13 protein-coding genes are annotated in these 25,039 nt (G+C 69.0%); 6 read left to right on the forward strand and 7 right to left on the reverse strand.

What is annotated here, in order from left to right:
• Window positions 1-28: 28 nt before the first annotated feature.
• Together KV106_RS11820 and KV106_RS11825 are read right to left on the reverse strand one after the other, a co-directional pair.
• A complete protein-coding gene (locus KV106_RS11820) occupies window positions 29-3,232 on the reverse strand; it encodes an efflux RND transporter permease subunit (protein ID WP_261210480.1) in 3,204 nt (1,067 codons plus the stop codon).
• A 228-nt stretch (window positions 3,233-3,460) separates the two neighbouring features.
• Window positions 3,461-4,024 (reverse strand): GNAT family N-acetyltransferase, encoded by a 564-nt coding sequence (locus tag KV106_RS11825; protein ID WP_261210481.1) that lies wholly within the window; start codon window positions 4,022-4,024, stop codon window positions 3,461-3,463.
• Window positions 4,025-4,397: 373 nt separating this feature from the next.
• Here KV106_RS11825 and KV106_RS11830 point away from each other — a divergent pair, with 373 nt between their 5' ends.
• The 4 genes from KV106_RS11830 to KV106_RS11845 all read left to right on the forward strand — a co-directional run bounded on the left by KV106_RS11830 (window position 4,398) and on the right by KV106_RS11845 (window position 19,542).
• Window positions 4,398-4,973, forward strand: a complete 576-nt coding sequence (locus KV106_RS11830) for a hypothetical protein (protein ID WP_261210482.1) — start codon at window positions 4,398-4,400, stop codon at window positions 4,971-4,973.
• A gap of 231 nt (window positions 4,974-5,204) precedes the next feature.
• Entirely contained in the window at window positions 5,205-8,081 is a 2,877-nt protein-coding gene (locus KV106_RS11835; RefSeq protein ID WP_261210483.1) for a hypothetical protein, read from the forward strand.
• A gap of 175 nt (window positions 8,082-8,256) precedes the next feature.
• Window positions 8,257-15,474, forward strand: a complete 7,218-nt coding sequence (locus KV106_RS11840) for a DUF11 domain-containing protein (protein WP_261210484.1) — start codon at window positions 8,257-8,259, stop codon at window positions 15,472-15,474.
• A 33-nt stretch (window positions 15,475-15,507) separates the two neighbouring features.
• Window positions 15,508-19,542: a DUF11 domain-containing protein gene (locus KV106_RS11845; protein WP_261210485.1), complete on the forward strand. Its 4,035-nt coding sequence runs from the start codon at window positions 15,508-15,510 to the stop codon at window positions 19,540-19,542.
• A 39-nt stretch (window positions 19,543-19,581) separates the two neighbouring features.
• On the opposite strand, the gene gnd is transcribed toward KV106_RS11845, so the two are convergent.
• Window positions 19,582-21,009, reverse strand: coding sequence for a decarboxylating NADP(+)-dependent phosphogluconate dehydrogenase (gene gnd, locus KV106_RS11850; protein ID WP_057592460.1), 1,428 nt, complete (start codon window positions 21,007-21,009; stop codon window positions 19,582-19,584).
• Window positions 21,010-21,210: 201 nt separating this feature from the next.
• Here gnd and KV106_RS11855 point away from each other — a divergent pair, with 201 nt between their 5' ends.
• Both KV106_RS11855 and KV106_RS11860 read left to right on the forward strand, forming a co-directional pair.
• Window positions 21,211-22,227, forward strand: coding sequence for an AraC-like ligand-binding domain-containing protein (locus KV106_RS11855; RefSeq protein WP_057598129.1), 1,017 nt, complete (start codon window positions 21,211-21,213; stop codon window positions 22,225-22,227).
• Window positions 22,228-22,306: 79 nt separating this feature from the next.
• Window positions 22,307-23,044: an alpha/beta fold hydrolase gene (locus KV106_RS11860; protein WP_261210486.1), complete on the forward strand. Its 738-nt coding sequence runs from the start codon at window positions 22,307-22,309 to the stop codon at window positions 23,042-23,044.
• Here the strand turns inward: KV106_RS11860 and KV106_RS11865 are convergent, their stop codons facing one another.
• Genes KV106_RS11865 through KV106_RS11880 form a run of 4 tightly spaced genes read right to left on the reverse strand, consistent with a single transcriptional unit; the run spans window position 23,045 to window position 25,030 of the window.
• Complete coding sequence (locus KV106_RS11865) at window positions 23,045-23,656, reverse strand: 3'-5' exonuclease (protein WP_057594529.1); 612 nt, start codon at window positions 23,654-23,656, stop codon at window positions 23,045-23,047. It lies immediately after the preceding gene.
• Window positions 23,653-24,117: a TfoX/Sxy family protein gene (locus KV106_RS11870; RefSeq protein WP_261210487.1), complete on the reverse strand. Its 465-nt coding sequence runs from the start codon at window positions 24,115-24,117 to the stop codon at window positions 23,653-23,655. The genes KV106_RS11865 and KV106_RS11870 overlap by 4 nt, the downstream gene beginning before the upstream one ends.
• 5 nt (window positions 24,118-24,122) lie before the next feature.
• On the reverse strand, window positions 24,123-24,512 hold the full coding sequence (locus KV106_RS11875; RefSeq protein WP_261210488.1) for a VOC family protein: 390 nt from the start codon (window positions 24,510-24,512) through the stop codon (window positions 24,123-24,125).
• Between the two features lie 23 nt (window positions 24,513-24,535).
• Window positions 24,536-25,030 (reverse strand): GNAT family N-acetyltransferase, encoded by a 495-nt coding sequence (locus tag KV106_RS11880; protein WP_093343159.1) that lies wholly within the window; start codon window positions 25,028-25,030, stop codon window positions 24,536-24,538.
• Window positions 25,031-25,039: the final 9 nt, after the last annotated feature.

A 25,039-nucleotide genomic window follows, 5' to 3' on the forward strand; every position in this document is an offset into this window, starting at 1 on the left:
CGAAAAGATCGGATGGCGCGGGCATCGCTCAGTGCTCCTGCGCGGTGGCGCCGGCCGGCGGATGGGCGCCGCCGCGCGCGGCGCGCCGGTGCGCGAGCCAGCTGTGCACGCCCGCGTAGACCGCGGGCACGAAGAACAGCGTCGACACCGTCGCGAACAGCAGGCCGCCGATCACGGCGCGGCCCAGCGGCGCGTTCTGCTCGGCGCCTTCGCCGAGGCCCAGCGCCATCGGGATCATGCCGATGATCATGGCCAGCGCCGTCATCAGCACCGGGCGGATGCGGGTGGCGCCGGCCTCGAGCGCGGCCGACAGCGGCGGGATGCCCGCGGCCAGCCGTTCGCGCGCGAAGGACACCATCAGGATCGAGTTGGCCGTGGCCACGCCCATGGTCATGATCGCGCCGGTGAGCGCCGGCACGCTCAGCGTGGTGCCGGTGATGAACAGCATCCAGGCGATGCCCGCCAGCGCGGCGGGCAGGGCGGTGATGATGATCGCGGCGTCGAGCCAGGACTGGAAGGTCACGACGATCAGCAGGTAGACCAGCACGATCGCCATCGCCAGGCCCACGCCCAGGCCGATGAACGAGGACTGCATGGTCTGCACCTGGCCGCGGATGTCGACGCGGCTGCCGCGCGAGAGCTTGGGTCGCATCTCGTCGACCAGCGCTTGCACCTTGCTCGCCACGCTCGCGAGGTCGGTGCCCTGCACGCTGACGTAGACGTCGATCACGGGCGCGATGTTGTAGCGCGACTGGATCGCCGGCTGGCGCGCCGCGCGCGCGTCGACCAGGTTGCCCAGCAGCTGCTGAGCGCCGCCGGGTGCCGCCGCCGCTCCGGCCGCGCCCACCGGGATGTTGAGCAGCGAATCGAGCGAGTCGACGTTGTACTGCGGCGTCTGCACCGCGATGCTGTAGACCACGCCGTTCTGCGGATTGAGCCAGTAGGCCGGCGCGGTCTGCGAGCTGCCCGACAGCGCGATCAGCACGTTCTGCCCCACGTTGGAGGCGGTCAGTCCGTACTGCTGCAGCCGCGAGCGGTCCATCGTCAGGTCCACCGAGGGTCCGTCGAGGCGCTGGTGCACGTGGGCGTCGACCGCGCCCGGGATCTGCCGGATCGCCTTGGTGAGCTCGGCCGCGCGCGCCGCGTTGCCCGCGATGTCGTTGCCGCTGAACTGCACGTCGATGGCCGCCGGCAGGCCGAAGTTGAGGATCTGCGTGACGATGTCGGCCGGCTGGAAGAAGAACTCGATGCCCGGGAAGCGCTTGGGCAGCTCGGCGCGCAGCGTGGTCACGAACTCCTCGGTCGGCCGGTGGCCGTCCTTCAGCGACATCAGGATCTCGGCGTCGAAGGTGCCGATGGTGCCGGCGTTGCTGTAGGAGAGGTTGATGCCGCTGTTGGGCACGCCGAGGTTGTCGAGGATGGTCTCGAGCTGGTCGGGCGGCACCAGCTCGCGGATCGCGGCCTCGACCTGGTCGGTGAGGCGCGCGGTCTCCTCGATGCGGGTGCCGGTGGGCGCGCGCATGTGCAGCCGGATCTGGCCGGCGTCCACGGTCGGGAAGAAGTCGCGGCCCAGCGCCGGATAGAGCAGGCAGGACAGCAGGCAGAAGCCGAGAAAGACCGCGATGAAACCGCCGCGGCGCGACAGCATGGCCGACAGCAGCAGCGTGTAGGCGCGGCGCACGCGCTCGAAGCGGCGGTCGAAGGCGCGGTACACGCGCTGCAGCGCGCTCGGCTTCGCGTTCTCGTCAGGCTGGCCGTGCACGCCGCCCATCAGCAGCATCACCAGCGTGGGCACCAGCGTGCGCGACAGCAGGTAGGAGGCCAGCATCGCGAACACCACGGCCTCGGCCAGCGGCACGAACAGGAAGCGTGCCACGCCCGAGAGGAAGAACATCGGCACGAACACGATGCAGATGCACAGCGTGGAGACGAAGGCCGCGTTGCCGATCTCGCCGGCGCCGACCTCGATCGCCTCCTTGAGCGGCGTGCCCATGTGCAGGTGGCGCTCGATGTTCTCGATGGTCACGATCGCCTGGTCGACCAATATGCCGACCGAGAGCGCGAGCCCGCCCAGGGTCATCAGGTTGAGCGTTTCGCCCAGGCCGTAGAGCACCAGGATCGAGGCCAGGATCGACAGCGGGATGGTCAGGCCGATGATCAGCGTGCTGCGCCAGTTGCCGAGGAACAGCAGCACCATCGCGGCGGTCAGCGCGGCGGCCAGGATGGCTTCGAACACCACGCCCTTGACGGCCGCCTTCACGAACACCGACTGGTCGAACAGCGGCGTGATCTTGATGTCCTGCGGCATGGTCTGCGCCGCCACCGGCAGCATCGCGCGCAGATTGGCCACGATGTCCAGCGTGGAGGCGCCGCCGTTCTTGAGCACCGACAGCAGCACGCCGCGCACGCCGTCCTGGCGCACCACGTTGGTCTGCGGCGAGAAGCCGTCGCGCACGTAGGCCACGTCGCGCACGTAGACGGTGGCGCCGTTCACGGTGCGGATCGGCAGGTCGTTGAGGCCCGCGATCGCATCGGGCGAGCCGTTCATGCGCACGCCGTACTCGGTGGCGCCGAACTTGGCGGTGCCCGAGGGCAGGATCAGGTTCTGCGTGTTGATCGCATTCACCACGTCCGACGGCGACAGGCCGCGCGCCTGCAGCGCCTGGGTGTCGAGGTCGACCGAGATCAGCCGGTTCTTGCCGCCGTAGGGAAAGGGGATCGCCGCGCCCGGCACCGTGATGAGCTGCGGGCGCAACTGGTTCACGGTGGCATCGAACAGCGAGTTCTCGGAGCGCGTCGGGCTCGACAGCGCGAGCTGGATCACGGGCACGCTCGAGGCCGAGTACTTGATCACCAGCGGCGGCGTGATGCCCGGCGGCAGCTGCCGCACCTGGGCCTGCATCGAGGCCACCACCTGCGAGATCGCCATCTCGATGTTGGCGGTGGGCTGGAAGAACACCTTGATGATCGACACGCCCGCCAGCGACTGCGATTCGATGTGCTCGATGTCGCTGACGGTGGTGGTCAGGCCGCGCTCCACCTGGCCCGAGATGCGCTGGCCCATCTCCTGGGCCGGCAGGCCGGTGTAGTTCCAGATGACGGACACCACCGGGATGTTGATCTCCGGAAAGATGTCCGTGGCCATCCGCAAGAGGACGAAGGGCGTGGCCAGCACGATCAGCATCGCCATGACGATGAAGGTGTACGGACGACGCAACGCGAGCTGAACCATGGACGGGTCTCTCTGCTTCCGGCGAAAAAAGGTTTCGCATCATAAGGAAGTAGTTTTAAGTTTGTTTAACTTGGTTACTGAATCCTTTCGATGCGCTTTTCGGGGCGCTTGGGGCGCTTCCGATGGGCAGGGAAGGGCGACGCATGGAGCGTGCCGGGCGGGCGGTCTTTGCATGCGTCGGCAGCGGGCGCGAGCTGCCGCTGAGGCTGCTCGGCCTGCCGGCGGGAGTCAGCCGGGCGGGTCGAGCGCGAGGCGCAGCCGGCTGACGTTCGGGTTGCCCGCATCGCGCTGCACCTTGAAGCCCAGCTTGCGCGCCAGCGCGATCATTGCGAGGTTGTCGTAGAGGGTGATGTCGGCCAGCTGCCGCACACCCGCATCGCGCGCCGCCGCGATCAGCGCGCGCATCAGTTTCTCCGCCAGTCCGTGGCGCTGCCAGGCATCGGCGATCACCACCGCGAACTCGGCAATGCCGGCCGTCTCCGGCGTGTCGCCGCGCACGTAGCGCACCACGCCCATCTGCTGCCGGGCGCCGTCGACCTCGGTGGTGGCGATCAGCGCGAGCTCGCGCGCGTAGTCGATGTGGGTCATGCGCCAGAGTTCGTCGGGCTGGGGCTTGCGCGGGGACAACAGCCGGTGGTAGCCGGTGCGGTCGGACAGGCCCGCGACGAAGGCGGAGTGCATCGCGAGGTCGTCGGCATGGATCGGGCGGATGCGCACCGCGCGGCCATCGCGAAGCCGCCAGTCTTCGACGAGGTGCGCCGGGTAGGCGACGGGTTCGGCGGGGGCTGCCATCGCGGGCTTTGTGCCACGGCGGGGGGCCGCGGGTCAATGCGGTCGATCCCGGTTGCCTCGGGACACACTTGGTCTCACAAAAAAGAGAGTGAATGCTCTCAAAAATCCACAAAGCACAAACTTGGTGCGTGAACAAGTTAATGCTTTTTGCGTGTTTCTTGTTGGATAAGCGACTCAATGGCCGATTTCATCAGCGAATTCGCGATGTGATGAAGAATAATTGTTCATTCTTTTTTTGGCGTGAAGAGATGTTGCGGCAACGTCTTGCGAGCGCCGGGTGGTTTTTCAATCTTGCGGAAGGCTGAGATCGTTCATGTCTATCAATGGTGCGTTTCGTTTGAATTCGTTTGTCGGGCCCCTGGCCCGGCTGACCGTGCGACTGAGCCTGGGGCTCGGCGTGGTCATGGCGCTGAGCGGGGGCGGCCTGGCCTCGGCGCAGGGCGTGCAGGCCGCGCCCGTGGTGGCGGGCGCGGCTCAGGACAAGGGCGTGGCCGTGGTGCTCAAGCAGTCCAAGGTGATCAAGGACCCGCAGGGCAAGGAGCAGTTGGTGGAGGCCGCCTCGGTCAAACCGGGCGACATCCTGGAATACACGGCGACCTACACCAATCACACGGGTCGCAGCGTCAGCGGCCTGGTGGCCAACCTCCCGATTCCCGAGGGGCTGGAGTACCTGCCCAAGACCGCGAAGCCCGGCGCGACGCTGGTCAAGGCGGCGACCAAGGAGGGCGTCTTCGCGGCCGAGCCGCTGACGCGCCAGGTGAATGGCAAGCCGGAACCGGTTCCCTATGCCGAGTACCGCGCGCTGCGCTGGGAGCTGGGCCAGTTGCCCGCCAAGGGCGTGACCGCGGTCACTGCGCGCGCCAAGGTCGAGGAGGTGGTGCCTCCCGCCGCGCCCGTTGCCTCCGCGGTGACGGCCGAGCCAGCCAAGGCCGCGCGCGCCGCACGCTGAGTCCGCGCCGCTGACGGCCCCCGGCCTCGCGTCGCGCCGAGGGCCAGTCCTCTTTCTTTCCCCGTCCGCTTTTTCTTGCCGGTTTCCTTTGCTGGAAATCGCCGGTCGGGGTGCGTTCGTCTTTTTTCAGACCCTTAACCACCGAGGAGAAACCCCGTGATTCCTACCTTGTCAGCCCGTCGCGCCGGCCATGTGCCGCGTGCGTTCTGGGCGGGCGCCGCAGCTCTGACCATGAGCTTCCTGTTCGGAAGCTCCGATGCGCTCGCCGCGGCACCGCCTGCCAACACCATCATCGGCAACCAGGCTTCGGCCACCTACCTCGACCCGAATGGCGCCAGCCAGCTCGCGACCTCGAACCTCGTGCAGACGACGGTGCAGCAGGTCGGCTCGTTCAACCTGGACGGCCGGACCACGGTCACCACGGACGTGATCAACAAGAAGATCGGCGCCGCGGGTGCGATCGTCTATGCGCCCCACGTGCTGACCAACACCGGCAACGGCGCCGACAAGTTCACCATCACGATCGACACGACCACGGCACCGCCGAACGGCTTCTCGAAGATCGAGGTGTTCGCCGATGCCAACGCCGACGGCGTGCCCGACAGCACCAATGCACTGTGCTCGGTCACGCCGGGCGCCGTCTGCACGGTGCCCGCGCAGACGGTCGCGGGCGGCAACGGCACCTTCCCGTTCGTCGTGGCGTACTCGATTCCGAGCACGGCGACGGCGGCCAACTTCACGTCGCCGCAGCCCGCGACCATCAACGCGGTGCCCGCCACGCTCGATCTCTACGAGCTGGCGAACCAGAAGGTGGCCGACGTCGACCACGTGGTGCTCACCACCGATGCGGCCTTCAACGCCTCCAAGAGCCTGAGCGTTCCCGCGGTCAGCTGGGTCGCCAACGGCGGTGTCTGGCCCGCGGCCAGGACCAGCGGTCCGCGTTCGACGGCCTCCTGCCCGGCAACGATCGCCGGCGCGACGTCGAACGATCCGAACTGCCTCTACACCACCTACACGCTGCGTTTCAACAACACGGGTGGCGCGGCCGGCAAGTTCTACATGGCCGATACCTTGCCGAGCGGCTTCACCTACGTGCCGGGTTCCGCGGTCTGGAGCAACGCGCCCGGTACCGCGCTGGGTGACGGCGCGGGCGGCGATCCGGTCGGCATCGACTTCCTGGCGGACGGCCAGCGGCTGAGCTTCCTGGTGGCCTCGCTGCCCCCGAACGTGACGCAGACCGTGAGCTTCGTGGTGTTGATCAACAGCACCGCCGAAGTCGGTGGAACGACCACGACCAACAAGGCCGAGTACGTTCCGACCAAGGTGCCGGACGGCACGACGACGACCAACCCGCCGACCGATCCGACCACGCCGACCAACCCCTCGCCCTTCGAGGTGTCGGGCAGCTACGGCATCGTGCTCGGCTCCACGCACGCCTCGGCGAGCCCGGTTGCGTCGAAGGACGCCACGGCGGGTACGCCGCTCACGACGGATGCCGACCAGACGACCCTGGCCTCCGGCGTCGCGGGCTCCACGGTGAAGTTCCCGCAGACGGTGTTCAACACCGGCAACGCGGACGACACGGTGAACCTCACGGCCGACGTCAGCAAGTTCCCCGCGGGTTCGACCTTCCGCTTCTTCGCCGACGGTGGTTCCGCGCCGCTGATCGACACCAACAACGACGGCATCGTCGACACCGGTCCGATCCGGCCCGGCCAGAGCGTCAGGATCGTGCTGGCGGTCACGCTGTCGGCGCCCACGCCGCTGCCGAACGGACCGTTCGAAGCCATCGTTCTCGGTACCTCGAGCAAGGACAGCACCAAGTTCGATGCCACGCGCGACATCCTGACGAGCCTGATCGGCGTGCTGGTCGACCTGACCAATACCCCGACCGGTAACGGCACCTCCGGCAACGCGGGCAACGGCGACGTGGGCACGGGCCCGAGCCCGACCCCGACGACCACGACGACGACACCGGCCGGTACCCCCGCCGTCTTCAACCTGTTCATCAGGAACAACGACACCAAGGACAACGCCTTCAGCCTCGCGGCGAGCCAGACCAACAACTTCCCGGGCAGCCTGCCCAGCGGTTGGACGGTGAAGTTCGTGGCCGGCGGTGCCGCCTGCTCGGCGAGCGGAATGACGACGGTGAACGTGGCTGCCGGTGCGCAAATGGCGGTCGATGCCTGCGTGACGCCGCCCGCGTCGCAGGCTGCGGTCGACGCTCAGCTGATCTACTTCCAGGTGAAGTCGACCGGCCCGACCTCCACCGGCGCCGTGGCGATCGACACCAAGCTCGACGCGGTGAAGGTGATCGCGGCCGATACCTACGGTGCCACGCTGACGCCGAACAACGAAGGCCAGGTCGCTCCCGGCGGCTCGGTGATCTACGCCCACACGCTGACCATCACCGGCGCGCAGAGCTGCGGCACGCAGTTCAACGTCAAGGCGGTCCTGCCGGCTGCGGACGTGACCGCGGGCTGGACCACCGCGCTGTACATCGACAACAACGGCGACGGCCAGATCGACACCGGCGACACGCTGGTGGGCGCGAACGGCCAGGTCGGCCCCACCGTGGACCTGAGCGGTGGCAAGGCGCACAAGCTGCTCGTCAAGGTGTTCGCACCGGGCGGCGCGACGGCCGGTGCCACCGACACGGCGACGGTCACCGTGACCTTCCCGGACCAAGCGAAGTGCGGTACGCCCTCGGCGACCGACATCAGCACCGTCATCTCGGGCCAGATGCGCCTGATCAAGCTCCAGGCCAAGGACGAGGAGTGCAAGGGCACCATCGTGCCGAGCTCGTCGGCGGCACTCACGGTGAAGCCGGGCCAGTGCATCGTCTATCGCATCGTCGCGACCAATGAAGGCGCCTCGCCGGTGACCAACATGTCGATCAACGACGCGGTGCCGGCCTATACGAGCCTGACGGCCGCACCGGACGGCGCGCAACCGTCGGACCAGTGCGCTTCCGCGGGCGTGACGCCGGCCTTCGCGCAGGCGAACTACGCCGCGACCCCGACGTCCGTGTCCTGCGGCAGCGCGACCAACACGGTCGCGCCCGGCGGCAAGGCCACGCTGACCTTCTCGGTGAAGGTCAACAAGTAAGCGTCGGCTGAACGATGGGATCGGCGGGCTTCGGCCTGCCGGTTCCTTCTTCCTTCCAAGGCCGTTCGCCTTTCCCTTGCGTCCTCGTGCGAAGGCGCAAGGGAAAGGGAGCCCCTGTTCGTCTCCCATTCTTTTTTCTTCCGGCCCGTTGCCGGGCTTTCCAAGAGTTCACCGCATGTCGTCGACTTCCAAGCTCAGAGGCTCCAGCCTGCGATCGTGGCGCGGATTCGCTGCCGCGCTCGCCGCAGGCGTGGTGTTTCTGCTCGGCGGCATGGCACAGGCGAATGCCGCGGCCGCGCCGGGCGGCACGGTCATCCGCAGCATCGCCACCGGCACCTACGTGCCGGGCGGCATGGCGCAGACCGAGACCATCTCCTCCAACGAGGTGATCGCGACCGTGCTGCCGGTCGAGGCGCTGCTGCTCACGCAGGACCAGACGCTCAGCCGCCCGCCGGGCAGCATCGTCACGCTGAACCACCTGCTGACCAACACGGGCAACGTCACCTCGAGCTACACGATCGCGCTGGCGAACAACGCGGCCGGCTGCGCCGCCGACACGCTCGACCTGTCGGCGCTGCGCGTGCTGCGCGATGCCAACAACAACGGCGTGTCCGATCCCGTCGACCCGGTGCTCGCGCTCGACAAGCCGGGCGCGCTGACGCTGAAGCCGGGCGAGGCGGCCGCGCTGCTGGTGCAGGGCACGATCCCGATGGTGGCGCGCGGTACGGCCTGCCTCGGGCTGACGGCCACCACCGCGCTGCAGCGCCTGCAGGCCAGCAACCGCGACACCGTCGTCGTGGGCGATGCGGCGGCGCTGAGCCTCGTCAAGTCGGCGAGCTACCCCGGCTTCGTCGTGCCGGGCCAGACGCGCATCGACTTCACGGTGTCGGGCACCAACATCGGCGCGCAGGATGCGAAGCCGAGCGGCATCGTGGCGCCGACCAACACGCCGCTGCTCGTGGACCGCGTGCCGATGGCGCTGGTGTTGATCCGCGACAAGGTGCCCGAAGGCACCCAGTACATCGTGGGCTCGCTGCAGACCGCGGCGGCCGGCGCGATCAAGCTCTATCGCTTGCCGGGCGACGCGGAGTTCAGCTACCGCAAGGAGCGGGCAGAAGACGCCTCGGTCATCGAGGTCGCGATCGGCATTCCCGCGCCGCTGGTGCGCAACGGATCGATCGCGATGCAGTTCGCCGTGAAGGTCGATGCCGCCCCTGGCGACGACATCCGCAACACGGCCCAGGGCCAGTACGACGATGGCACGGGCCCGACGACGGCGCCGTCGAACACGGTGGTGATCGCCACCAGCCAGGCGCGCATCGGCGCGGCGAAGGCCGCCTCGGCGCCGCGGCTCAACCAGGGCGCGGACGGCAAGCCCGACGGCACCGCCAATGTGCGCTTCCGCGTCAACCTGCGCAACTACGGCGCCTCGTGGCTCCACGACGCGCAGGCCACCGACCTCATGGAGGGACCGGGCGAGACCCAGTTCGGCAGCTACACGGCCGCGGCCGTGCCGGCCGCGAACCAGTACACCATCGTGCCGGGCTCGGTCGCGATCGTGCCGGCGCCCACCGGCAACGGCGGCGGCCTCGTGGCGGTGGCGAACCCCGCCTTCAAGGGCACGGCGAACGCGCAGAAGCTGCTGGCCGAAGGCGCCGTGCTGCCCGCGGGCGCGCAGGTCACGGTCGAGTTCGAGGCGCGCATCAACTTCACGGGCCGCAGCGGCACCCTGCTCAACAGCGTGAAGGCCTCGGGCGCGTTGTCGGCCGGCGGCGCGGCCGTCGCCTTCGACGATTCGATGAATGGCGACAACCCCGACCCCGACGGCGACGGCAATCCCAACAACAACAGCGTGCCCACGCCGGTGTCGACGCAGTTGCCGACGCTGCTGCTGAGCAAGCAGGCCTCGATGGCGCGGCGCGTGGCGCCGGGCGTCTTCGAGTTCGACTACGTGCTCAAGGTCAGCAACACGGGCGCGGCCGCCGCGCCGAACCTGCGGCTGATCGACAACCTCAACTGCAGCTTCGACATGGACAAGGCCGAGGGCCAGGTCGCGTCGTGGGAGCTGGTGGGCCGGCCGAAGGTGGCGGGCGGCCGCCTGGTGGCGGCGCCGGGCTTCACGGGCCGGGCCACCTGCAACCGCGCGCACCACGACAGCGCCGATCCGTTCCAGTTCCCCACCGAGGTCGCGCTGAGCCTCACGGACGGCAGCCGCGCGCTCGAGGCCGGCCAGAGCGAGCAGCTGAGCTTCACCGTGCGGGTCACCGAGAAGCCGGCCGCGATCGGCAGCCGGGTCGCGCTGAACAACAAGGCCTGGGCCGCGGCCTTCGAGCAGAACACGGTCAACGTCACGCCGCGCTCGGTGGTGGCCGCCGCCATGGCCACGGTCCGGTCGCTGCTCGTCGATCCGCAGGGCGTGGTCTACAACGCGCTCACGCGCCAGCCCGTGGCCGGCGCGGTGGCGACCTACGCGCGCCAGTCGTGCAGCAGCGGCGCGACCACGCCGATCACCGCGGCCGAACTCAACGGCGGCACGTCCGGCCTCTACACCTTCAACCCCGACGGCAGCGTCTCGATGAGCACCGGCGCCGACGGCGCCTACCAGTTCCACATGCAGCCGCCGCCGGCCGGCGCGATGTGCAGCTACGGCCTGAAGGTGGCGCCGCCCGCGGGCAGCGGCTACGTCGCGCCGTCGCAGCTCCTCCCCGCGACCGCCGGCAGCTTCGCCAGTTGCGGCGCCGTGGTGCCCAACCCCGCGGCGCCGCAGAACGGCGAGCCCACCACCCACTACCTCCAGCTGCGCACCGGCACCCACACCGACGGCTCGGCCTGCGAGGTCGCGAACAACCACATCCCGCTGGATCCCGGCAACATCCTGGGCCTGGTGCTGCGCAAGGACGGCAGCAAGCGGCAGGCCGAGTTCGGCGACTTCGTCGACTACGCGCTCACCGTCACCAACAAGACCGGCTTCCCCGTCACCGGCGTGACCTTGAGCGACACGCTGCCGCCGGGCTTCGCCTACGTGGCCAACAGCGCGCGGCTCAATGGCGCCATCGTGCCGAACCCCGCGGGCGGTGCCGGCCCGGGGCTGCGCTTCGACTATCCCGCGCTGGTCATCGCGCCCGACCAGTCGGCGATGGTGCGCTATCGCGTGCGCATCGGCGTCGGCGCGCCGACCGACGGCGACGCGATCAACCGCGCGCGCGCCAGCTCGGGCCCGATCCAGTCGAACCTCGCGAGCTGGACGCTGCGCGTCACCGGCGGCGTGTTTGCCGACGATGCCTTCGCCTTCGGCAAGGTCTACATGGACTGCAAGCGCGACGGCAGGCAGCAGGGCGCCGACGAGATCGGCGTGCCGGGCGTGCGGCTGTACCTGGAGGACGGCACGCATGTCGTGACCGACGTCGAGGGCAAGTGGAGCCTCTACGGCCTGAAGCCGGTGACGCACGTGCTGCGCGTGGACCAGCTCACCTTGCCCGCGGGCGCCCGCCTCGAGATCCTCGACAACCGCAACGCGGGCGCGCCCGAGAGCCGCTTCCTCGACCTCAAGAAGGGCGAGTTCCACAAGGCCAATTTCGTCATCGCCAACTGCGACGACAAGGCGGTGCTCGACGACGTGGCGGCACGGCGCGCCGCGATCGCGGCCAAGCCCGACACCGAGGCCGAAGCCCAGGTGCGGCTGCGCCTCGATCCCGAGGGCCGCGTGGTGCCGGCCGGCGATCTGCGCGGCCTGCCGGCCTCGGGCCAGGCGCTGGCCGGCGGCAGCACGGGCACGGTGCAGACCACCTCGGTACCGCTGATCGCGCTGCCTGCGCCGCCGGCCAACCCGAGCACCTTCGTCGGCGGCGCCGGCGGCTCCATGGGCGGCACGCTCGGCAACCAGCTCGGTGCCAATGCGCCGCTGGGTGGCACGCCGTCGACAAGTCCCGCCGGCAGCCTGTTCGCGCCGGTCGGCGGCACCCCGCCCGCGCGCCCGATCGGGCTGGGCGGCGCGATGCTCGAGCCGCGCAACCTGCCCTTGCTGGCGCCGGCCGCGCCGAGCCCGGTGGAGCTCGAAACCCTGCTGCCGCAGATCGAGAACAACGCGCTGGGCTTCCTCGACCTGAAGGACCGCGACACGGTGGCCGGCACCTCGATCAACGTGCGCGTCAAGGGCAGCGATGCGGCGGGCTTCCGCCTGAGCGTGAACGGTGCCGCGGTGGAGGATCGCCGCGTGGGCAAGAAGTCGCAGCTGCCCTCGAAGCAGCTCGCGGCCTGGGAGTACATCGGCGTGACGCTCAAGCCCGGCGCCAACACGCTGCGGCTCGAGGCCGTGGACGGCTTCGGCAACCTGCGCGGCGAAGCGCGGGAGATCACCGTCGTCGCGCCCGACAAGCTCTCGGCGATCGAGCTCGACCTGCCCGCGTCGGCCCAGGCCGACCTGCGCACGCCCGTCGTCGTCACCGTGCGGCTGGCGGACGCCGCCGGCGTGCCCGTCACCGCGCGCACCCAGCTCACGCTGGAGGCCGACCGCGGCCGCTGGCTGGCCGAGGACCTGAACCCCGAGGAACCCGGCACCCAGGTCTTCATGGAAGGCGGCCGCGCCGAGTTCCGGCTGCTGCCACCCGGCGAGCCCGGCGACGCGCGCATCCGCGTCACGGCCGCGAACCTAGTCAAGGAAGTGCGTCTCGCGCTGACGCCCGAACTGCGCCCGATGATCGGCGTGGGCATCGTCGAGGGCGTGCTCGACCTCACGAAGCGCGGCAAGTTGCCGCTGGGTGCGATGCCCGCCGGCGCGGCCTTCGAGTCGGAGCTCACGAGCCTCGGCAACGAGGGCGGAAGCAGCCGCGCGGGTGGACGCGCCGCCTTCTTCTTCAAGGGCGCGATCAAGGGCGAGTACCTGCTGACCGCGGCCTACGACTCCGACAAGCAGCGCAAGGGCCGCCTGTTCCGCGACATCCGGCCCGACGAGTTCTATCCGATCTACGGCGACTCCTCGGTCAAGGGCTTCGATGCGCAGAGCACGCAGAAGCTCTATGTGCGCATCGACAAGAACCGCTCCTACCTGCTGTACGGCGACTTCACCACCGCCAGCAGCACCGAGGTGCGCAACCTGAGCCAGAGCAACCGGTCGCTCACGGGCCTGAAGCACGTCTACGACGACGAGCGCGTGCGCGCCACCAGCTACGTCTCGCGCACCGCGCAGACGCAGCAGGTCGAGGAGTTCCGCGCGGTCGGCACCTCGGGGCCGTACTACCTGAGCGGCAGCAATGGCGAGTTCGTCGAGAACAGCGAGCAGGTCGAGATCGTGGTGCGCGACCGCAACCAGCCGAACATCGTGCTGCAGCGCACGGCGGTCACGCGCTTCGTCGACTACACGGTCGAGCCGCTGACGCGGCGCATCCTGTTCACGCGCGCGATTTCCTCGGTCGACCAGAACCTCAATCCGCAGTCGATCCGCGTCACCTACGAGGTCGACTCGGGCGGGCCGAAGTTCACCGTGGCGGGCGTCGACGTGCAGCTCAAGGTCGCCGAGACCGTGCAGGTCGGCGTGGTGGTCAGCACCGACCGCAACCCCGAGAACAGGCGCAAGCTGCAGGCGGTCACGGGCATTGCGCGCATCGGCGAGAACACCACCGTGGCGGGCGAAGTCGTCGAGACGCAGTCCGACGAGAAGGGCAGCGGCCATGGGGCGCGCATCGAGGCGCGCTACCAGGACGAGAAGCTCGCCGTGGTGGCGCTCGCGACCAGGACCAGCGAAGGCTTCGACAACCCCGGCGCGAGCTCCTCGGCGGGCCGCACCGAGGCTTCGGCGCGTGCCGAATACCGCATCGACCCCACGCTGGCCGTGCGCGCCGAGGCGCTCTACAGCAAGGACGCCGCGCAGACGGACGAGCGCAAGGGACTGACCCTGAGCGCGCAGAAGAAGCTCGGCGAGCAGACCGCGGTGGAAGTGGGGCTGCGCCATGGCCAGAGCAACGAGGCGATGGGCTCGAACTCGGGCTTCGACTACGGCCAGATCTCCACCTACAACGCGCAGACGAGCAGCAGCATCGGCGCCAACAGCGTGACCGTGCTGGGCGCGGCCGTGGCCGCCAACGGCGTCGACACGCAGACCCTGACCACCCTGCGCGCGCGGCTGTCGACGCAACTGCCGTGGGTGCCGAACGCACAGCTCTTCATCGAGGGCGAGCAGGACCTGAAGCACAGCGACAAGCGCGTGCTGGCCATCGGCGGCAACTACGCCGTGACCGACAAGACCCGCGTCTACGGGCGCTACGAACTGATCTCCTCGCTCTACGGCCCCTATGCGCTCGACAGCGCGCGCAACAACAACACCGGCATCGTCGGCATCGAGAGCAACTACATGGAGGGCGGTCGCGTGTACAACGAGTACCGCCTCGCCGACGGTGCCGACGGCCGCGGCGTGCAGGCCGCGATCGGCGTGCGCAACACCGTCAAGCTCACCGAGCGCATCAGCGTGACCGGCGGCATCGAGCACACGCGCAACCTGGGCGGCTACGCCAACAGCGGCAACAACGGCACCGGCTATGCCGGCGGGCTCGGGCAATCGACCGCCGTCACCAGCGGCATCGAGTACATGACCGACCGGCTCAAGACCAGCGGCGTGTTCGAAGTGCGCCGCGGCGACGACGCCAACACGCGGCTGTTGAGCGCGGGCTTCGCCTACAAGCTCGATCCTTCGTGGAGCCTGCTGGCGCGCAGCATCATGAGCAGCAGCCAAGGGCAGGGCACCAACGCCGGCAACGAGCGCCACCTGCAGCGCCACCAGATCGGCGTGGCTTATCGCCCAGTGGACGACGACAGCTGGAACGCCCTCGCGCGCTACGAGCGCCGCTCGCAGAACGTGGTGGGCGCGGGCAACGCAGCGGGTGCACTGCAGGGCAGCAGCGTGTTCGGTGCCGACAACGGCGCCAGCCTGCCGGGCAGGACCAGCGCCGACATCGTCTCGGCCCACCTCAACTACAACCCCGCGCCCGGGCGCGTCGTGATGGCGCGCTACGCGGGCAAGCTCAGCCGCATGAGCGACAGCCTGCTCGCGAGCACGTACTGGGCGCACCTGGTGCAGGCGCGCTACACGCAGGACATCAACCAGGACTGGGACTGGGGCGTGCAGGCCGGCCTGCTCTACGGCAAGGGCGGCGGACTGCAGAAGACCTTCGGCTTCGAGCTCGGCTATCAGGTCTACAAGAACCTGTGGCTGTCGGCGGGCTACAACTTCGTGGGCCTGAACGACCGCGACCTCACGGCCAACGAATACACGAGCAAGGGCGCCTACGTGCGGCTGCGCTTCAAGTTCGACGAGACCACGCTGGGCTTTCCGTCGACGAGCGGGGCCATGCCCGCAGCGGCCGCGAGCCGGGACACCGGGGCGACCAATGGGCAGCGGTGAGCCGATGGGCACGCCAGATCATCGAGGATTCATATGAAGGGATTGGTCGCATTCGGCATCAGGCCGGTATTGCCTTGGGTCAGAAAGGCTGCCGCAGCTTTGCTGGTACTGGCTTGTTTCCTGTTCGCCGCAGTGACGGCACGGGCGCACGAGCAGATCCTGCAAGTGGATGCGTCCGGGCTTCAGGGGATCATGCCGTCGGGTGTCACCGTGACGGCATCGATGTCCCGCCCAGACCTGTTGTACTTGCGACCAGGAGGTGGCAAGTTCAACGGCCTGCCGCCCTCGGCCTATTCGCCGAGCAGCATCAACCTGTCCAACGTATTGGGGGGGTTCTATGTATTCTCCTACCCACCTTCAGGCAGTGAACAGAACCGACATTCGCCGGACCCGAATGCCAGTTTTCCATTGGGAACGTTGACGATCACTTTCAGCCGTCCTGTGACCAATCCCAGAGTTCACCTTTCCTACATGGGCACATGGATCAAGTATGGCCCCTATACGGGCGATCAGACTTACTACCAGTACGCCTCGCTGATGCTCGAATTGATGAACGGAGCCACGGGCGGCAGCGGCGATATGACGCTGGTGTCCAACTACCTGAAGATCGAGGACCAGAATGGCCCGGCCCCGCAAGGATTGCGCATCAGCCCGGCGATCGCCCGGACCAGCGAGGGCTGCAATCCCGACGCATCGGTGAGTGCCGGTTGCGGTACCGTCATTTTCAACGGCACCTACACGCAGCTCACATTCAAGACCACCTTGAACCGGACGGCCTGCGATCTTGGTTGCACCTTTCTCGTGGACGACACCCCGGGGAAAGGTCCCGCGATCTTCGACGAGTTCAAGTTCACCGTCAGCCTGGACGAGGACCTCGGCGACGCACCGGCCAGCTATGGAGGCGCCGGCCATGCCATCGGCTCCGGGCTCGTGCTGGGGCGGAACGTGACGATCGATGCGACCGACGCGGTCTTTCCCGATCTCGCCGCCGCCACGCCCCTGGCAAGCCCGGCGGCGGATCGCGATGCGGATGACGCCTTGTCCGGGCCCCTTTCCGATGTCATGGGCGAGGCCGTCCACGAGATCAGGAACATTCCCGTCAGCGGCAACACGGCCGCCGCCAACCTGTGCGGCTGGATCGACTTCAACCGCGACGGCGTTTTCAACGACGCGACCGAGCGCGCCTGTACCGTGGTGCCCGCGGGCGCCGCGAGCGGCAATCTCCGCTTCGACGTGCCTCCCGGCGCGGGCTATGTCGCGGGCAAGTCCTATGTGCGGCTGCGGCTGAGCTATTCCCCCCTGCCCAGCGCGAGGGGCGGCGCCGACAGCGGCGAGGTCGAGGACTACCGCATCACGCTGCTGCCGCGCGTGCGGCTGGCCAAGAGCCTGGCGCCGGACTCGGATGCCGGCAGGTTCGATCTCGCCATCGACCCCACGATCCGGCCCGATGGCACGACCGGCACGGCGACCCTGGCCGGTGCCGGCCATGGCGGCGCCGTGCCCAGTGCCACCGGCTTCGCGACCGTCGGCCTCGGCGCCCAGATCACCGTCAGCGAAACGGAGGCCGCCGGTACGACGGGGCGCTATCAGTCGTCGCTGCGTTGCGTCAACCGCGCCGACAGGGAGGTCCTGAACCTGCCGGACGCCATGAGCGGCAAGTTCACCGCCATGGTCAGCGCGAGCATCGGTGGCAACGACACGCCCGCGACGCAAGGCAACATCGACGACACCGACATCGTCTGCACCTTTTCCAACACCCGCGTGGCGACTGTCAGCTTCGGAAAGTCCATCGGCAGCGCGTCTGAATCGACCTCCCCCAGCTTTGGCTTCTCCTTCTCGGGGGTGAGTGGGGCCGTTGATGAAACGATCACGGTTCCTGTAGAGCCGGGCCTCTACGGTGATGGAAGCAAGAACTGGACGCAAGGGACTCTGCCAATCATCCCCGGGGTCGATCTGGTGGTCACGGAAAAAACCGTTCACCCGGGCTGGCCGCTCTATCCATCCACGAACCCGGTGGACGGTGGGTGCAAAGACGAGAACGCGGGTGTCGACGGCAACACCAATCCGGTCGATATCTCCATCTTGTGGAGGATTGAAGGAAACAAATTCATACTGGACAAGAAGTACATTTTTCCGAACTCGATATTCGGCTGCTACATCGACAACTATCGGCCGTCATTCGGATTGATCAATCGCATCGTCGGTGCGCCGTTCGACGCAGGAAAATTTGACCTGAGCTTTTCGGGCGTCAATCTTCAGACTTTCAGCGAGACGGGGACTCCCTCCGTGAAGGACGTCGGTGACAGAGGGCGGACGGGCCGGTTGGGCATCGATGTCAGCACGACGATGACTTTCAAGGCGGCGGCAGGGACAGGAACCGCCTTGAGCAACTACACCCAGACTTTTTCGTGCGAGGGCTACGAGAAGCTTTCGACGAGCAACCTGGCCAATCCTTCGACTGGCGTCTACACCATGACGTCGCCGGCGAACACCGTCACGGACATCGATACCCGCGAGAAGATGTGCACGGTGACCCACACCGTCAGGCCGCGCGTGCGCATCGTCAAGAACTCGTTGGGCGGCACCGGCACCTATGACTTCCAGCTCACGGGCACGGTGGTCGCGAACGCCACCGACAGCGTGACCACGAGCGAGTCGAACGTGCCCATGCCGTCGAAGACCGCGCACCACCTCGGCACGCCGGGCACGGCCATCCGCATCACCGAAACCGCGGTGCCCGATGTCACGACGCAGTCGGTCTGCGTGAACGGCGAGGGCCGCACCGTGGCCGGTACCGGCACGGTGGCGCTTTCCGCCGCGGACATGTCGGCCGGCGCGCTCTGGACCTGCACCTTCACCAACACCCATGCCCGCGTCAGCACCATCGTGAGCGGCCGCGTGTTCCTCGACAACGGCACGGGCGGCGGCACGGCCAACGACGGCGTGGCCAACGGCGGCGAAGTTCCGCAGCGCGGCGTGAGCGTGCGCCTGACCGACTGCGCCGCCGCCGTGCATGCGAGCGCGGTCACCGACGCGGCGGGCAACTACACCCTGCCCGTGCCCGGCGGCATGGCGAAGGGCGCGGCGATGTGCGTGGAGCAATTCAACAACCCCGCCGCGCGCGTGTCGACGGGCGCCTCGGTGGGCGGCGTGGCCCTGCCATCGGGGGCCGCGGTGGCCGCCGGCACGGACACCTACACCTATACGCGCACCGGCACGCCCGACCGCATCGCGTTCGCGTGGAACGGCGTCGGCCATGCCGAGCTGAACTTCGGCGACGTCGACAACGGCAGCTTCGCCGCCGACGGGGCCAAGACCGGCATGCCCGGCAACAGCGTGACCTATGGCCACGGCTTTGCCGCGGGCACGGCCGGGAAGGTGCGCTTCGGCATCGCGAGCGAGACCGCCACCCCCGATGTCGGCGGCTGGAGCGTGCAGGTCTTCGCCGACGCGGGCTGCACCGGCAGCCTGCAGCCCGGGGCGGCGCAGCTCTATCCGCCGGCGGGCGCGGGCCAGGCGGTGGCCTTCGAGGGCCGGGTGTGCGTGATCGTGAAGCAGTTCATTCCCGCGACCGCGCCGCTGGGTGCCCGCAACAAGGTCGTGGTGCAGGCCGAGTTCGACTACGCCAACGCCTCCCCGGCGCTCAGCGGCCGCTACACCCTGCAGGACATCACGACCGTGTCCGATGTCGCGCTGGAACTGCGCAAGGAGGTGCGCAACGTGACCCAAGGGGTCCTGACCTTCGGCCTGAACAACCGGGCCAAGCCGGGCGAAACGCTGGAGTACCGGATCACCTACACCAACAACGGCGACGCACCGATCCGCAACCTCGCGGTGAACGACACCACGCCGGCCTACACCAGCTTCGTCGGCGCGACCGCGGGGGAGACGCCCGCGACGCTGACGGGATGCATGAAGAACACGCCGGCCAATGCCGCGCCGGCGCCGGCCGTGGCTTGCACCGAGGCACAGCCCGCCGGCAAGGCCGGGCCGGTCGACTGGCGCTTCAACGGCTTCGTGGCGCCGGGCGGATCCGGATCGGTGCTGTTCCAGATCAAGGTGGATTGAGGCGGGCGCCGGCGGTCCGGCGCTCGCAAAGGGCGGCCCTCAGCCGATGACTTCCGGCCACTCCGTGTGGAAGAACTGCCCCTCGGGCTTGTCCACGCGCTCGTAGGTGTGGGCGCCGAAGAAGTCGCGCTGCGCCTGCAGCAGGTTGGCGCTGAGGCGCTCGGTGCGGTAGCTGTCGTAGTAGGCCAGCGAGGCGCTGAAGGCCGGCACCGGGATGCCGTTGCTCACGGCCAGCGCCACCACCTCGCGCCAGTTCTGCTGGGTGCGGTTCAGCAGGTCCTTGAAGAAGGGATCGAGCATCAGGTTGGCCAGCGCCGGATCGGTGCGGAAGGCGTCGGTGATGCGATTGAGGAAGCGTGCGCGGATGATGCAGCCGCCGCGCCAGATCGCCGCGATGCGGCCGAGGTCGAGGCCCCAGCCCTTCTTGTCGCCCATGGTCTTGATGAGGTCGAAGCCCTGGGTGTAGCTGATGACCTTGGAGGCATAGAGCGCGTCGTGCACCTTGGCCACCAGCGCCTTCTTCTCGAGCGAGAGCTCGACCTTCGGGCCCTGCAGCAGCTTGCTCGCGCCCACGCGCGCCTTCTTCTGCGACGACAGCACGCGCGCCTCGACGGCGGCGTTGATGGTGCTGATGACCACCGCGTTCTCGGCCGCGTTGATCAGCGTCCACTGGCCCGTGCCTTTCTGGCCGGCCTTGTCGAGGATCACGTCGACGATGGGCTTGCCCGTTTCCGGGTCCTTCTGTTCGAGCGCCTTGGCGGTGATCTGGATCAGGTAGCTCTGCAGCTCGCCGTCGTTCCACTCGTTGAAGATCGCGGCCATCTCGTCGGTCGTGAAGCCGGCGGCCTTGAACAGGCTGTAGGCCTCGCAGATCAGCTGCATGTCGCCGTACTCGATGCCGTTGTGCACCATCTTCACGTAGTGGCCGGCGCCGCCCGGGCCGATGTGGATCACGCAGGGCTCGCCATCGACCTTGGCCGCGATGCTCTCGAAGATCGGCTTCATCACCTCCCAGGTCGAGGCCGGGCCGCCCGGCATGATCGACGGGCCCTTGCGCGCGCCTTCCTCGCCGCCCGAGACGCCCGCGCCGATGAAGCGCAGGCCCTTGCTCGAGAGGTAGGCGTCGCGGCGCTCGGTGTCGGTGTAGAGGCTGTTGCCGCCGTCGATGACGATGTCGTCCTTGTCGAGCAGCGGGATGAGCTGCTCGATCACCTGGTCGACCGGCGCGCCGGCCTTGACCATGATCTGGATCTTGCGCGGCTTGGCGAGGCTCTGCACGAATTCCTCGAGCGTCTTCGCGCCCACCAGCTTCTTGCCGGGGTTGGCGGCGATGAAGGCCTCGGTGGTGGCTTCGGTGCGGTTGTAGACGCTGACCTGGAAGCCGCGGCTTTCCACGTTCAGCACGAGGTTCTGGCCCATCACGGCCAGCCCGATCAGTCCGAAGTCGCTTTGTTTGGTGGTGGTCATGGCCTGGGTGTTTCCTTCCGGGTGCGCACGCCGGCGGCGGCCGGTGCGCGGGGTTGATGCAGCAGGCCATTGTGCCGACCGCCCGCCGGCCGCGCCGTCAGCCGCCGCCTATAACCGGACCGCCTTCCCGGGCGAGCCCGCTTGGCAAGCCTGGCCGGCTTCGGTATGTTGCAGCCGACCCATCCACGGGGAGACCCCTCCATGCCCATCCAGCCCCACGCCGAAGCCCATCGTCCGCCGGCCGCGATCGAGCGCTGGTCCACCGACGCGGTGCCGCCCGCGCAGCGCCTGGACTACTGGGTCGGCGCGGTCTGCGAGGGCTTCCTCGAGATGGAGGTGACCAGCCCGCAGGCGCGGCATTTCGACGCCACGCTCGAATCGGCCCCGCTGGGCACGCCGGAGCTCGGCATCGGCGTCAACCGCGTGCGCGGCAGCGCGCAGGACGTCTACCGCACGCGCCGTGCCATCGAGCGCAGCCGCAGCAACTTCTACTACCTGCTGTGCAAGACCGACACCGCCTGGAGCGTCGAGCAGGAAGGGCGCAGCGCGCGCATGCTGCCGGGCGACGCGGTGCTGGTCGATTCGCGGCGCAGCTATGCCTTCCATTTCGTGCAGTCGGCCGACACCATCTCGCTCGAGCTGCCCACGGCCTGGGTCGAGTCCTGGCTGCCCGACGCGCCGGGCCAGCTCGCCTGCCGCATCGACGGCAGCGCGGGCTGGGGCAGCGTGCTGAGCCGCTTCGTGCAGCAGCTCACGCCCGAGGCCGCGAGCGCGCCGCCGCTGCCGCCGCGCCTCTTGGCCGACCAGCTCGGCGGGCTGCTCGCGCTGGCCACCGGGCCGGGCGTGGCCGCGGCGGTGGAACCGGGCGCGCGCGCCGCGCTGCGCCGGCGCGTGCTCGAGGCCACGCGCGAGCGCCATGCCGAGCCCGGCCTCACGGCCGAGGCGGTGGCGCGCGAGCTCGGCATCTCGCAGCGCAGCCTGCACCGCTGCCTGGCCGACGGTGGCGCTACCTTCGCCGCCACGCTGCTCGACTGCCGCATGCAGGCCGCGCGGCGCATGCTCGGCGACGCGCGCTTCGACCGTCTTGCGGTGGCCGAGATCGGCTTTCGCTGCGGCCTGGCCGATGCCTCGCACTTCGTGCGCCTGTGCCGCCAGCAGCTGGGCGCCACCCCGGGTGCCCTGCGGCTGGCGCGAATCGGCCATCGTGCTGGCGGCTAGCGGCCATCGGCGCGGCGCCGGGCTTCCTACAGTCGCTGCGTTCACCGCACGCAACCCCGCACCCATCGAGGAGACCCCCATGTCCGACACCTATGTCCTGATCCACGGCGCCTGGCACACCGGTGCCGAAATGGAGGCCGTCGCGAACGGCCTGCGCGAGGCCGGCCACACCGTGCACTGCCCCACGCTCGCGGGCAACCGGCCCGGCGACGACCGCGCGAAGATCGGCCTGGCCGACGCGATCGATTCGGCGCTGCAGTACATCGAGGAGAAGAATCTCTCGCAGCTGCGGCTCGTGGGCCACAGCTATGGCGGCATGGTGATCACGGGCGTGGCCGACCGCCTCGCGCAGCAGCCCGGCAGGATCGCGCGGCTGGTCTACGTGAACGCCTTCGTGCCGCAGCCCGGCGAGTCGCTCAACGACATGGTGCCGCCGCATTACGTGGCGCTGTTCGACGCGGTGGCGGCCGCAAACAATCAGGCCGTGACCTTGCCGTTCGAGATCTGGCGCGATGCCTTCATCAACGACGCCGACATGGCGCTCGCGCGCTCGGCCTACGAGCAGCTCAACCCGCACCCGTACCGCACCTTCACCGACAAGATCGTGCTGAGCCAGCCGATGGCCGCGCTGCAGGTGGGCAAGTCCTACGTCAACTGCCAGCAGGACATCGCGCTGCCGCACAGCCTGCCGTGGCATCCGCGGCTGTCGGAGCGGCTGGGCCTCTTCAGGCTGGTCGAATGCCCGGGCAGCCACGAGATGTTCTTCTCGAATCCCAAGCGGCTCGCGCAGGCGATCCTCGAGGCGGGGCGCGACTGATCAGTCGCGCGGCAGCAGCGCGTCGAACACGCGGATCGACGCATAGGCATCGTTGGCCGCATAGCGCAGCTGCGCCTCGCTGAGCCGGTGGCTGGCCCAGTTCGAGGTCGTGGCCTTGCGCGACTTCGTGAAGCGCTGGCCGAACACCAGCGCCACGGCGGTCTTCACGCCGACCGAGCGGCGGTAGCCGCGGCGGCGGAACTCGTCGTCGATGTCGTAGACCGCGCGCGGCTCCACCTTGAGCTTCTGGCGGATCAGCGAGAGATCGCTCGAGAGGCCGAAGCCCACCTTGCGCAGCGCCTCGGAACCGATCAGCGCGCCCAGCACCTCGTTGCAGTCGCTGCGATGCAGCTGGAACAGCCACGCGGTCTCGCGCGTGGCGAACTGCACCAGGTGCGGGCCGGTCGAGACCTCGTTCTTGGCGAAGGTGGGCTTGGACTCGGTGTCGAAGCCGACCACGCCCGCGGCCAGCAGCGCGGCGGCCGCGCGCTCGGCATCGTCGCGCGTGGCGACCAGCACGATGTCGTTCAGGCCCAGGCCCTCGAAGGGTTCGAGCAGCGCGATCTCCTCGCGTTCGGGCAGCGGGGGCAGGGGTGTGCGGGTGGTGTTCAACGGGGCGCCGCCTTCCGGGCCGTCTTTGCCGGGACGGTCTTCTTCGCGGCGGCTTTCTTCGCCGCCACCTTCCTGGCGGGCGCCTTCTTCGCCGCCGCCTTCTTCGCGGCGGCCGCCTTGCGCGCCGCCTTCGGCACCGTGCCCGAGCGCAGCGCGGCCTCGTAGGCGCGCCGGCCCCACAGGGCGGCTTCCTCGCGGTCCTCGAACAGCTCGGGCGGCGCCTCGCGGTAGGACATCGGCATCTGCTGGCCCTGTCGTTCGTAGGTGAAGGGGGCGAGGTTCAGGCGGTCGAAATGCGCGGCGCTCTCGGCGTCGGATTTCAGGTAGAGCGTGTCGCGTATCACCAGCGCGAACATGCGGTCCTCGTGGTAGATGCCGAAGCCGCTGAACATGCGGCGGATGTCGATGCGGCCGAAGCGCTCGAAGGTCTCGTGCAGGCTGTCGGCGAAGGCGTTCTTCATGGTGTTCAGGCCGTGATCTCGATGCGGTTGCCGTCGGGGTCGAGCACCACGCTCTCGTAGTAGCCGTCGCCGGTGCGGCGCGGGCCGTCGAGCAGCGGGTAGCCGTCGGCCTGCAGCCGGCGGCTCAGCGCGTCGACCGCTTCCTCGGAGCCCACGCTGATCGCGAGATGGGTCCAGCCCATGCGCTGGGCGCCGGGCTCGGCCGTCACCGGAGAGAGCGTGCTGGTGGTCATGGCCTCGATGCGGGCGCCGTCGCCCAGGCTCAGGAAGCAGGAGGCGAAACCCTTCGCGGGATTGACGTAGCCCTCGCCCGCGGCGGCGCCGAAATAGTCGACGTAGAAGCGCTTGCAGCGTTCGAGGTCGGTGGTCCAGAGGGCGATGTGGTCGATGCGCATGGTGGGGGAGATGGCAGGTGGTTTCAGGCCTTGCGCCAGGGCGCGCGCGCCGGGTACCAGTGGTAGCTGATGCGTTCGCGCCCGCTGGTCGGATGGCGGTCGACCGTGCCGCGCGCGAGGCCGTAGCGTTCGTAGAAGCGCTGGGCCGCGGTGTTGGTGAGCGCCACGTGCAGCCGCCAGCCGGTGGGCATGCGCACGCAGGCCTCGTCGAGCAGCGCCTGGCCCAGGCCCTGGTTGCGCAGGTGCGGATCGACGAACAGCTGCGCCACGTACTCGCGCCGGTCGTGCAGCACCATGAAGGCCAGTGCCTGCGCGTCGCGCTCGGCGATCACCACCTCGGCCGGCGCCACGAACTCGGTGCGCACGCGCTGCAGCCAGTGGGCGATCGGTTCGATCACGGGCGTGCCCGGATGCGAGGCCGCCCAGGCCCGGCGCCAGATGCCGGCGAGCACCATGTTCTCCTCCGCCGCGCCATCGCGCAGCCGCAGGTGGAAGGCGGGCGTCTGGGCGTCGGACATGGCCGTTCG

This window comes from Variovorax endophyticus (genome assembly GCF_025376855.1).
Lineage (GTDB): Bacteria > Pseudomonadota > Gammaproteobacteria > Burkholderiales > Burkholderiaceae_C > Variovorax.